Source organism: Flavobacterium lacus (genome assembly GCF_003268815.1).
Taxonomy (GTDB): Bacteria; Bacteroidota; Bacteroidia; order Flavobacteriales; family Flavobacteriaceae; genus Flavobacterium; species Flavobacterium lacus.
In genome coordinates this window covers 126118-139138 of the sequence record NZ_QLSV01000010.1, presented here as the reverse complement: position 1 = coordinate 139138, position 13021 = coordinate 126118, and the positions used below count along the sequence as shown (strand labels likewise).

The following is a 13021-nucleotide window of genomic DNA, read 5'->3' as shown; positions in this document are numbered from 1 at the left end:
GGAAGTTCTTCTACAAAAGCAGGAGCTGTCGTATCTTGAACTGTGATGGTTTGTTTGTGAACAGTTGTGTTTCCACACTCATCCTCAGCTGTCCATACTCTAACTAACGTATAGTTCGAAGGACAGTTACCATCAGTTCTGGTTTGTTTGAAAGAAACCTCGGCAGTTCCACAGTTGTCTGTAGCAGTTAAAGTAACAGCCATTGGAACAGCATCACATTCTACCGTCATATCCATTGGAAGTTCTTCTACAAAAGCAGGAGCTGTTGTATCTTGAACCGAGATGGTTTGTTTGTGAACAGTTGTGTTTCCACACTCATCCTCAGCTGTCCATACTCTAACTAACGTATAGTTCGAAGGACAATTTCCATCGGTTCTGGTTTGTTTGAAAGAAACCTCGGCAGTTCCACAGTTGTCTGTAGCAGTTAAAGTAACAGCCATTGGAACAGCATCACATTCTACCGTCATATCCATTGGAAGTTCTTCTACAAAAGCAGGAGCAACCGTATCATTTACTACAATTGTTTGTTTGTGCACGGTGATATTGCCGCACTCGTCTTCGGCTGTCCAAATACGGTAAATTTCATAAGAACAACCTTCACCAGAGTTAACTTCTTTGAAAGAAACTTCAGCAGTTCCACAATTATCAGTAGCTGTTAACACAGGAACAGCCGGAATAGCATCACAAGAGACAGCTACATCGGCAGGTAAATTTTCTACAAAAGCAGGAGCAACCGTATCATTTACTACAATTGTTTGTTTGTGCACGGTGATATTACCACACTCGTCTTCGGCTGTCCAAATACGGTAAATTTCATAGGAACAACCTTCACCGGAGTTAACTTCTTTGAAAGAAACTTCAGCAGTTCCACAATTATCAGTAGCTGTTAACACAGGAACAGCCGGAATAGCATCACAAGAGACAGCTACATCGGCAGGTAAATTTTCTACAAAAGTTGGAGCAACCGTGTCATTCACTACAATTGTTTGTTTGTGCACGGTGATATTACCACACTCGTCTTCGGCTGTCCAAATACGGTAAATTTCATAGGAACAACCTTCACCTGAAACAACTTCTTTAAATGAAACTTCAGCATTAGTGCAGGCATCTGTGGCAGTAAGTGTTGGTGCACTTGGAATATTACTTGAACAACTTACAGCAAGGTCTTGGGGAAGATTTTCGTTAAAAGTTGGCGGAGTTGTGTCAACAACATTAATGATTTGTATATTTATCGCAATACAAAAATGCCAGTTATATACTAAACAAACTCTTACTAAAGTTTGATGGCAAGGGTCGATAACGGGACAAACAAAAAATTTAATTCTTGAAAAGAAGTTTACATTAAGATTCGAAACTTGTTTTTCAATGCCTCTTTCAGCAAGTAAACCATCAAAAGTAAAATTACCTACAACAGCTATTTCGTCATTGTTAGATTTGGTTGTGGTAGCGTAAAGTACATTTTCATTATTGGTTAATTTAAGTGTTGAACCTTCGTATCCATTAATTCCCGTCAGAGAATTTGTTTTAGATACATCAATGACATATTCATTTAGATTATCATAGTTTATTCCAAATTGCCGAGCTAAATTATCAGCATTACTTTTAGTATTGCTGTTTGGTTTTTTCTTTGTTAACCAAAATGCATAATTGAAAGCTAGATCTTTTTGTGCAGAATTAACAATTGTTCCGAAGAGCAAAGCCGTTCCGTCATTATTTTCAATGAAATCTGTTTTTTCAGCAATAAAACTTGAATTATTGGCATCAAGTATGTTATTGAAAACAAATTTAGATTGATTTGATGCTAAGTTCAGTTCAGATGAACTAGTGTACATGCGAGATTGACCATGACCTAAATTAAAGGTATAACACCACGGTGTGGAATTTTGGTTTCTCGGAGAATACGGTGGAATTGGATCACCGCACTCTACAGTTAAAGTACTGAATTGAGAATAGATAGAAGTGTTTGAGGAACTAAAAAAAGTTAGTAAAACAACTAAAATCAAATTCAAAAAGTTAGTACGAATTAATTTTACATTGGTTAATTTCATACGAATTAATTTTATCTAATTAAATTCTGGGTTGAATTATTTATTAAAAGTAGATTTTCGTATTTGGGGGGAGCGGTGGTTGAATAAAGTTTACTTCATAGGCAATTTATTTAGCTAAATTGATTAGTTAATTGTTTTAAAATAAATTAAAATGTAGGAATCAAAACTTTAGCAATCGAGTAAAGTCTTTGAATTTGTTTTTGAAATAAAGTTGGGGTAACTTTGGTGGTACAGAAGCTAAATTCTATTAATTTTGTCATTACAACAAATAAAATCGACGAAATGCAACATTTAATCTATTATGTGTAATTTTAACAATTGTTTTTATTAAAATGTGTTAATTTATGGTAAATTTATTGTAAATAATATAAAGTTTAGTAAAGTTAAAAAACAAAAAATCCCACTTCAACTTGAAATGGGATTTTTTGTATTTTTCCGATAACCGATAACCGATAACCGATAACCGATAACCAATAACCGATAACCTAAAACATCTCTCTTCCTGCAAAATGAAAAGCACTTTCAATGGCTGCATTTTCATCCGAGTCAGAACCATGAACCGCATTTTCGCCCATAGAAGTAGCATATTTTTTACGAATAGTTCCTTCAGCAGCATTCGCTGGATTAGTAGCACCAATTAACGTTCTAAAGTCTTCCACAGCGTTTTCTTTTTCCAAAATAGCCGCAACAATTGGACCACGCGTCATAAATTCTACCAATTCACCATAAAAAGGTCTTTCAGCGTGAACAGCATAAAAAGCCTTCGCATCAGCCACCGTTAATTGCGTTAATTTCATTGCTACGATTCTGAAACCACCTTCCGTAATCATATTCAAAATCCCACCGATGTGACCGTTTTCAACGCCATCCGGCTTAATCATTGTAAAAGTTCTATTTGTTGCCATTGTAATTTGCTGTTTAAATTCGGGTGCAAAGGTAGGTTTTTTGTTTGAAGTTTCAAGTTTCAGGTTTCAAGTTTTTTTGGCAGCGAATGGCTTGGGCTTTTTCAGGAATCCATGTTCCCGCTTTCCGTTCCAATTTTTTGTCCATGAGCAAAGCTCACCAACAAAAAGATTTCCACTGCAATCGGGGCTAGGAGGTAAGCCGTTTAAAGATACAGTTTTACAAAACCACCACCTCAAATTCCATCTCCAACGGTTTTAATCCCTTCAATAATTTTTCAATCAATTCTTCCCCATATTCCACATAAAACTCAGTAAAATTTACTTTTCGTTCTTGTAAACTTTGGTTTGGAAATAATTCATTTTGCAACGAAATAATTCGATTTAAATGTTCTTGGTGAACTCGTTTTTCAGCTTTCAGTAATCGTTTTTCTAAATTTTCCAAACCTTTTATTTGCTTAGTTTCTTGAGCTTTTACAGCTCCTAAAAACGATTTATCGGTAGCTTCCGCTATTTTATGTAACTCTTCAAATTGCTTTTTCAACACTTCTTTTTGAGTTGAAAAATCGATCGTAAACTCAGAAAGTAGTTTTGTTTTCTGATTGAATAATTCTTGCTGATTCAAAAATAAATCTCGCCAAGTCAATTGCAATTTATCCGCTTTTGCCGCTTGTTTTTCAGTCGCTAGCAAAACCGAATTACGAAGTAACAATATCGGAAAAGTAACATTCTGACTTTCAAAAAACGATTTTAATTCCAACCAATATGCCAATTCTCCACCGCCGCCGATGTAGCACAAATTCGGCAAAATGACTTCTTGATACAACGGTCGCAACAAAACATTCGGACTAAATTTTTCCGGATGGTTTTCTACTTCTTTCAAAATTTCTTCTTCCGAAAAAGTCAGTTTTGTATTCAAAACGGCATAACTTCCGTTTTCAAAAACAATTCGTTCCCGCAAATGATCTTCGATATAAAACAAATTAATTTCCCGCGGATTCACTTGAACCGAATACGATTCCAGCAAAGGAGTGGTTTCATTCACTTTAGCAAAAGCCGTTTGATGTATCAGTTCATTTTTAATATAAGGAATAAACGATTTTTTCAAATCAGCATCATCGGCATCAATTATTACCAATCCTTCGGACGAAAACAATTCGTTCGCTAAAAAGCGAGTTGCATCCGCTAACGTGTTATGTTCTAAATAGGCTTTTTTAAATAAATTTTTTAGACTTTCAGCATTATTTCCTAAACCAATTTCCGATTCAAAAAATGCGAAAACGTCTTCTATACCATCGGTTGATAATCGTCCAACCGGTCCAAAACTTTCCCTATTCCAACTGATTTTTTTATGTTTAAAATTAAAATAATTGATTTCATCAAAATCGTGATCTTCCGTTGCCATCCAATAAATTGGAATAAAATTGTGTTCAGAAAATTCATTTTTTAATTCTTTACACAAATTAATTGTCGAAACAATTTTATATAAAAAATACAGTGGTCCTGTAAACAAATTCAACTGATGACCTGTTGTAATCGAAAAAGTTTTTGGATTGATTAAATTTTGAATGTTCTGCTTTGTTTCTTTAGAAATCGCAATCGATTCGTATTGTTTTTCCAAAACAGAAATCAAAACTTCCCTCTTGAAATTGTCATTGCCAATGAAACTATTTCCTTTTTCCTCCAACTGTAACTTAAAATTTTCCAGATTCGGAAAACGATGATACAAGGCTTTCAGCTCCGGTTTTTCATTCAGATAATCAGTGATTAGCGTAGAGAAATATCCGGATTCTTGATAGCTGAGACAGTCGGTTGGCATAGTTTTAAAGTTTTCGTAAAAATAACGAAAATAAAAGTAGTGAAAAGGGGTTTAACAAATGGTTAGGAAAAGATAACTCTTACCACTATTTTAAAATTTGATATGCTTTTTTCGTTAAATTTGTCAGTAAACTAGTTTCTTATGAAAAAACTTTACATTCTTACCTTATTAATTTCTGTTCATTCTTTTAGTCAAAGTTTAGTTAGAATTGAGCCTGAAAATTTTTCAACTGTTTACGGTTTTGGTGGCAGTGGTAGTTTCAACGACACTGAAATTGTGGTCGCTGGTCAAGATGCAATGCCTCCAATTGGTGTTTCTAAATTATATCTTTTTAATACAGATTCATCAGGGATTACTCCAAACGGAACAATCGATTCTCCTGAGGCCAATCAAAATTTTGGAGGTGCAATTGAAATGACGGATGATTATCTGTTTGTTGGTTCTATCAGAAATAATACCAATGTTGAAAATGGTGGTGCGGTATATGTTTTCAAAAAAGTAAATGGAAATTGGGAGTACTTATTGAAAATTCAACCTTCAACTCAACACGAAAATGATTATTTTGGTACGAATATAAAAGTACATAACAATCAATTGTTTATTACAGCTTTTGGTTATGATGAAAATGGAGATGCAGCAATAAACGATGGAGCAGTTTACATTTACAACCAAAGTGGTGATACTTTTTCACTTCAGCAAACTTTAGCCGGAGTTTCCGGAAATTCAGGATTTGGAACGTTATTAGAGATTGAGAATGACATGTTGGTAACTACTTCAACCAATTCAACTGGTGATTTTATTACTACTTTTAATCTGGAAAGTTCTAATTGGGAATTGGTAAATAGTACATTGATGCCGAATGTTTCGTTTGTATATAATCCAGAATTAAGACTTCTTCATTCTGATCGTGTCAGTTTATCAAATGGAAAATTGTATTTATACCATCTCAATGATACCGAGAATGATTTTTTAGGTTTAAAAATGATTAAAATTTATAATTGGTCTGATATTACACCTGAATGGAATTTTGTTGAAGATTTTGTATTTCAGGAAGGAGATTATTACAAATATAAGGTAAAGGTAGAGGGAAATAATATGTTTATTGTTCCAACAGGAGAGTATATTTTGATGGTGGAACGCAAAAATCCGGTCTTCCATTTTGTTTATGAAAATGGCAGTTGGAGTTACAACAGTACTTATGCTGGTATGAGTTCTTATACAAATGATAATTTTGGGCGTTTTATTTTAGCAAAAGGTAATAAAGTTTTATTCGGAAATTCAACAGAATATTGGACACATCCCGTTATGGCTCCAAATGGAGGTGCATATATGCTTGATGTTACGTTAGGAATCAACGAATTTGAAACTAGTAATTTTATTGTTCATCCAAACCCAACCGATGGAATAGTAAAAATTTACTCTAAAAATAGTGAAGTTGCGTCCATTGAAATTTATGATGGTATTGGTAAAAAAGTTTTTGAAAATAATTCAAATGTTTCTGAAATTGATATTACACACTTGAATTCCGGAATTTATTTTTGTAGAATTATTAGCTCTGATAATAGTACTATGTATCAAAAAATCATTAAAAAATAAGCAGTCAAATTAATTTAGAATAGGTTTGAAATTGAATGAGTTTTATAAATCTTAAAAAAATGTTAACAAAAATTTGGATTATTAAAAATAATTTCTGAAAATTTGTGCAGTTAAAATAATAACTCTTAAAAAAAAACGAAGAAATGCGAGTATTTAAATCTTTACCTCAAAGCAATGCGTCAGTTGGAACTGGTGTGGCTCTTCTTCGTGGCTTAACGCAATCATAGTAATTTACAAAATAAATATGAAAAGCCCGAAGATAAATAGTTTCGGGTTTTTTTGTGCTTAATAATTACGACAAACTTTCCTGAAATTTTCTGAAACGCTATTTATTCCAATGTGAATAAAAGGTTGGCAATTGATTTTTTCCATTTGGAGAAAGCTATTTCATTGCCTTAAAACAAAAAATTTAAAATAATCATGGGAAATAAACTCTCTGGGAAAGACCTTATAAAATTAGGCTTCCCAAAAAATAATTCAATAAATATTGCTCTAGGGCAAATAAATAGATATAGAAAAAAAGAAAAAAAGGAAAGCATTTTAACCGAAGCAAAAGAAGTGTTGCTTTATCCTGAAAAATTCAAAGGTCACGGCACTTGGGGAAAGGTGGCGGAAGGATTAGTAAATCCTGTTCAAGTAAAGTTCAATCAATTGAAAACTACTAGAGCACCTTTTTCAATTTTTGGAGAAAATGAAATTGATGAACAGGCAAAGTTTCAATTGTATGATGCATTAAAACTGCCAATCGCTGTAAAAGGTGCTTTGATGCCCGATGCTCATTCCGGTTACGGATTGCCAATTGGCGGGGTTTTAGCCACTGATAATGCAATAATTCCGTATGGAGTTGGGGTTGATATCGGATGTCGAATGAGCTTGTCGGTTTTTGATTTACCTGCTTCTTATTTAAAAGGAAAAGATCATCAACTACTGGCAGTTTTAAAAGACAATACCAAATTTGGGATGAGTGAAACACATCAAATCAAAGCAGATCATGAAGTGTTTTACAAAGATGAATTTCAAAACATTCCGTTGTTGAAGCAATTGTTGGACAAGGCATACAAGCAATTAGGTACTTCGGGTGGAGGTAATCATTTTGTGGAATTTGGTATTGTTAAGTTCAATGAAACATTACCTGAATGGAAACTCGAAGCAAAAGAGTATTTGGCAGTTTTGTCACACAGTGGTTCACGTGGTTTAGGGGCAAACATTGCTAAACATTATACGTATTTAGCAACAAAACAATGTCCTTTACCAAAAAATGTGCAGCATTTGGCTTGGCTTGATTTGAATTCGCATGACGGTCAGGAATATTGGTTGGCTATGAATTTAGCCGGAGAATATGCCAAAGCTTGTCACGACGACATTCATCGAAGAATAGCTAAAGCATTAGGCAAACGAATCGCTTTAACCATCGAAAACCATCACAATTTTGCTTGGAAAGAAATGGTTGACGGTAAAGAATGCATCGTTCATCGAAAAGGAGCAACACCGGCAGAAAAAGGAAAATTAGGAATCATTCCGGGCTCGATGACTGCACCCGGATTTATTGTTCGAGGTAAAGGAAATGAAGCGAGTTTGAATTCTGCTTCGCATGGTGCAGGCCGACTTTTTTCCAGAGCGAAATGCAAAACGAAATTCACGCAAAGTGAAATTAAAAAGGTGCTCAAAGAGCATGATGTACAATTGATTGGAGGTGGCATTGACGAAGCCCCGATGGCTTACAAAAACATCAATACGGTAATGAATTTGCAAACCGAATTGGTAGAAGTATTGGGAACTTTTACACCAAAAATCGTTAGAATGGATAAATAATATGGAAAAAATAATTCAAATTACCGCCGGAAGAGGTCCGGCGGAATGTACTTGGGTTGTTGCTCAAGTACTGAAGAAAATGTTAGATGAAGCCAACGAATTCAGCCTGAAATGTTTCGTTATTGAACGCGAACAAGGAATTGAAAATGGAACAATAGAGTCTGCCATCATTAAATTGGAGGGAAATAGGGTTCAGGAGTTTGCTAATTTATGGATTGGAACAATTCAATGGATAGGGCAGAGTCAATTTAGAAAATTCCATAAACGGAAAAATTGGTTTATTGGCGTTTTTGAAATTCCTCCTATAAGTGAAAGTCAAATTAATGAGTCGGATATTCACTATCAGGCTATGCGAAGTTCAGGAGCTGGCGGTCAACATGTGAACAAAGTGAGTTCGGCAATTCGTGCGACACATATTCCTACCGGAATTTCTACAGTTTGTATGGATTCGAGGTCACAGCATCAAAACAAAAAGACAGCGAGAGAGCGATTATTGTTAAAATTAGAAGAGGAAGAAATTAAAAAATTGAAAACTCAATTTCAAACAACTTGGATGAATCAAACACAAGTGCAACGAGGTAATCCAGTACGGGTTTTTGAAGGTTCCGATTTAAAAAAACAAAAAGTAGTTGCTTCTTACAAAACAAAAAGAGAACAATTAAAAAAAGAATTAAAAAATGAAATCAGTAGATAAATATCTTTTTCAAGCCTTGGATAATTATCCGTATTGGCTAGAAGGCACTATTGAATCGTTGGATTATGCGTTGTCGTATGATGATAAAAATACAACGGCTTTATGTTTATATGGACGAATTCATGCCGAACAATTGCAGGATTATGAAGGAGCTAAGAATTATTTTCAGCAAGCCATTTCGATTGATATTCATGCGTTAGAAGTATATCCGCATTATATCGAAACCTTGCTTTTGAATGAAGATTTTGAAGAAGCTCAGAAATTAATCGATTTTGCTCAAACCATTAAAGGAGTTAAGAAAGTTGAAATTAAATTAAAGTTGGTTTCTCTTTTAGAAAGACAATTAGCGTTTAAAAAAGCGTTAAAATTGCTTAAAAAAGTAAAACTGGAATTAATCGTGTCTGAACATAATTACCAAATTGAGGAAACAGAAAAGCGATTAAAATCTAAATTGGAAACGAATTCCAAAAAGAAAAAGAGGAAGTAGGAGAAAGGCACAGGGATGTGTCTTTCTTTTATTTTTATAGTTTATGATGTTTTAATAAAACTATCTTTTCAATGAAAAATGTCCACGGTATTCTGTCCCGTTTTGTCGAGTTACAACAAACCAATAATCGCTGGAAGGGAGATCTCTGCCAAGAAAAGTTCCATCCCAACCTTCAGAATTTGCACCTAATTGTTTGATGAATTTGCCGTGTCTATCAAATATTTTAACAGTCAAATTAGGTTCTGTTTCAGAAAATTTTATTTTCCATTTGTCGTTATATCCATCACCATTAGGTGTGAAAAATAGTGGATACATTAATAAAAAAACTTCTTGGTCAACTGTTCCACATCCATTTTTATCACGAACAAAAACGGTATATTCTCCACTCAGCAAATTAGTGAAAAGATTAGAATCCTGAAAATTTATATCATCTAAAGAATATTCATAATTACCTAATCCGGTTGCATCAATTTGAATAATGTTTTCACTAGTTGTCCAGTCTTTTGTTTCTATGTAGGTGATTGTTGCAGGATTAGATAAAACGATGTCAAAACTTTGAGTACTAGAGCATACAATTTGTCCATGAAATTCAGTTGTTGTTAATGTATAAATTCCGGGTTGGTTGATAACAATTGAATTAGTCGTTTCTCCTGTTGACCAACTGTAGCCATCGTGAACGGAATTACATGTAACAGTTACCGTTCTATCTTCACACAAATAATAAAGTGGTTCAAGATTAATTATGGGTGATAGAATCAGTGTAAGATCAAGTTTTGCAATGCTAAAACATGAGTTGGAATCAATTATTTTTACATAAATTGATGTTTCCGTACTTGTCAAATTATAAGCGGTGTAATTCGCTATATAATCAGAAAAGTTATTCGACATAGCTCCATTTAGTGTAGTGAAATAGTTAAAGTTCATAATAGACGGATCAAGAGTTAGCTGACTATTAAATTGTGATAAATCAATGTTTTCTGTTCCGTTATTAAAATTATCGCAAACTAAAGAATTAAAATCAGTTACTATAGGTAATGGTAAAAATGAGCTATAAACATTTGCTGATGATTGAATGGAAAAACAATTGTCTTTTTTTGCAATAACTTGAAAAATTAGTGGACCATTAATATTAGTTATCGTATTATTTGTTGTCCAAGTTGCTCCTCCGTCAAAGCTATATTCTTCTCCAAATGTTGTAATTGTGAGCGTCGCATATTTATTGCAACCGGCATGGTCTATCACGAAAGCCGTGTAAGTGTCTTCAAAATTATATAAATAAACATAGTCATTTGGGGAGGTACAGCCTAAATCATTTTTTATTTTCAAAACATAACTACCGATATCTAAATTTAGAAATTCATTTGAAGTTTGCCAATTTGCACCGGCATCAATGCTATATTCGGCTGCTTCTGTAGTAAAGATGATACTACCTAATGTTCCGCAGTAAGGATGATTAAAAATATAGTCAGGATTATTTAAAAATTCAGCGTAAATTATAACTAAATTCGGGTTTGAAATGCATCCCTGACTATCTTTTGTTCGAATAAAATAATTTCCCGGTATTGCATTTGTCAAAACATTATTGGTGGTCCAGGTTGCACCATCATCAAAACTATATTCTGATGCGGAGGAGGTAATTGTTATTGTTCCTAAATCCCCACAGATTGTTGGTTGTTCGAAATTCAAGCTAGGATATGTGTTAAAAAAGGGAACTATGTTTACAGTGGAATTGAACGATTCACATCCTGCGGCTGTTCTTATTCTAACACTGTACGTTCCTACAGATAAGTTGTTGGCTTGAGGATTTGTTGACCATGTAAGGCCTCCATCGTAACTAATTTGAGAGGCGGAAGAAGTTACAGTTATACTACCTGTGGAAGTACTACACGTTGGCTGTGTAATTAGCAAATCAGGCAAAACGGCTGTTTGATTGGGCAGTATAGAAATTGTTGCCACCGAATTACAACCAAAACTATCTGTTACACTAACAGAATAGGATCCCGTTGAGGTAACAGTTGTACTTTGCGTCGTGGCTCCATTTGACCAAAGATAACTCCCGCCTGATGAGGCTGTTAAAACAGTGCTGCCACTACAGACATTTAAAATACCTGAAATGGTTGCCTGCGGATTTCGCACATTTAATTGGATTGTGATAATTTTAAAACAAGTAGCATCTTTAGTTAATCGAACAAAAATAAAAGCAGTATAACTTTCATATGCAGTAGGTGTTGCAATAGGATTCGTGTTCGCAAAAGCACCATTATAATTTGAATGATAGGTAAATGTTATCCCGGTAGAATCTGATGTGAGTTGAGAATTTGCTAATTCTAAATTAAAAAAATCTTTTCCGTCATTATTACCGTCACAAGATGTAAGTGTTGCTGGAGTAACAGTAAAATCACAAGTAGCATTACAATTTAGAAAAGTAATATCCCAACCCGGATTTGCGTCATCATCAAACGCCGAATTAAAACTTGTTCCATCACAATTTGTGTCAGAAATAGTAAAGTTAATCGTAACATTAACATTATAATTACCCGTGGTTATATTTGGAAGGTTGGTTGCTACCAAATCAAAACAAAATGTTTGATTAACCAAATTAATTGTTGGGTTTGAATTTGTATATACGACAGAATTATTTTCGTTTAAAACATTTAAAGTAATTGAAGCTACACTTGAACTAATCCCCCCTGAATTAGGTAAAGTAAAAGTACCACAAACAGATATTGGAAAAGTTGGACAAACTTTATATAAAGGGTTTAATTCAATACTTCCTTGTAAATTTTCACTGCTTTGCAATAAACAAATATCATCAATATACACATACCCAAAATGACCACCTAATCCACATCTTGAGCCAATAAATTCCACTATAAATTCTTCGTTATTATCTAATCCTGAAATGTCTAAAATACCAGATTGCCAATTACTATTATATAAAACAATGCTCCCTCCCGCTAATGTTGGTGCTTGTGTAAAAATGCAATTATTTGGATCTCCAATCAAACAAAATTCACTTACAACGGTGCCATTGTTTTTTAAAATTCGAACTTTAAAAAAAGGTTGTTCATTGTCATGGCCTGGCTCATTTATGCTTTGTAAAACAGCTTTATAGTTGAATTTAAATAGGTTTTCGTTGTTGGTTTTAAAACGTTTCCCTTGAATTACACTTGACGTATTGTATGAATTCTTGTGATTAACTTTTAATACATATTGGTCAAAACCATTAATATTCCCAATAAATTCATCAATATAATTTGAAGGTACCGAGGTTGACATTACATTAAGGAAATTGGGATTGTATTGTGGGATTTTTAAATCGGAGTCTGTTTGCAAAGTTCTGCACTCAGTTGGATTCAAAGGATTAGTTATGGAGTATTCGAAACCAAGAATAGTATAAACAGTTCCATTTAATTCAAATTCTTCAAAACCGCCATTTCTACATAAGTGATAGGAATTCTGAGCTAAAATTGTATTTTTGCTAAAATTTTTATTATATTCTATTTCGTATTTTCTTTTTGAAAGTATATTGCTAATTTCAACAGAATCTACAATAATTCTACCTTGATTATTTTCAAATTTTCTTGGTGTAAATTGCGAATATGACTCAGATCCAATAAGGCAAAAAAGCAAAGTAATTATAAAGTATTTCATTAAATTACA

At 33.7% G+C, this 13021-nt stretch carries 7 protein-coding genes and 1 pseudogene; 4 read left to right on the top strand and 4 right to left on the bottom strand.

The window, feature by feature from the left end:
• From B0I10_RS11120 to bshC, 3 genes and pseudogenes are all read right to left on the bottom strand, one after another.
• Window positions 1-2048: pseudogene (locus B0I10_RS11120) on the bottom strand (hypothetical protein); the annotation flags it as partial.
• 485 nt (window positions 2049-2533) lie between these two features.
• Window positions 2534-2953: a nucleoside-diphosphate kinase gene (locus B0I10_RS11115; protein WP_112086585.1), complete on the bottom strand. Its 420-nt coding sequence runs from the start codon at window positions 2951-2953 to the stop codon at window positions 2534-2536.
• Window positions 2954-3170: 217 nt separating this feature from the next.
• Window positions 3171-4769, bottom strand: coding sequence for a bacillithiol biosynthesis cysteine-adding enzyme BshC (gene bshC / locus B0I10_RS11110; protein ID WP_112086584.1), 1599 nt, complete (start codon window positions 4767-4769; stop codon window positions 3171-3173).
• 141 nt (window positions 4770-4910) lie between these two features.
• On the opposite strand from bshC, the gene B0I10_RS11105 reads away from it, so the two are divergent.
• From B0I10_RS11105 to B0I10_RS11090, 4 genes are all read left to right on the top strand, one after another.
• Entirely contained in the window at window positions 4911-6365 is a 1455-nt protein-coding gene (locus tag B0I10_RS11105; protein ID WP_112086583.1) for a T9SS type A sorting domain-containing protein, read from the top strand.
• A gap of 420 nt (window positions 6366-6785) precedes the next feature.
• Window positions 6786-8177, top strand: a complete 1392-nt coding sequence (locus tag B0I10_RS11100) for an RtcB family protein (RefSeq protein WP_112086582.1) — start codon at window positions 6786-6788, stop codon at window positions 8175-8177.
• Window position 8178: 1 nt separating this feature from the next.
• Complete coding sequence (gene prfH / locus B0I10_RS11095) at window positions 8179-8871, top strand: peptide chain release factor H (protein WP_112086581.1); 693 nt, start codon at window positions 8179-8181, stop codon at window positions 8869-8871.
• Window positions 8855-9358, top strand: coding sequence for a tetratricopeptide repeat protein (locus tag B0I10_RS11090; protein ID WP_112086580.1), 504 nt, complete (start codon window positions 8855-8857; stop codon window positions 9356-9358). Before prfH ends, B0I10_RS11090 begins: the two co-directional genes overlap by 17 nt.
• Window positions 9359-9418: 60 nt before the next feature.
• Here the strand turns inward: B0I10_RS11090 and B0I10_RS11085 are convergent, their stop codons facing one another.
• Window positions 9419-13012, bottom strand: coding sequence for a T9SS type B sorting domain-containing protein (locus tag B0I10_RS11085; protein ID WP_146740348.1), 3594 nt, complete (start codon window positions 13010-13012; stop codon window positions 9419-9421).
• Between the last annotated feature and the right edge of the window lie 9 nt (window positions 13013-13021).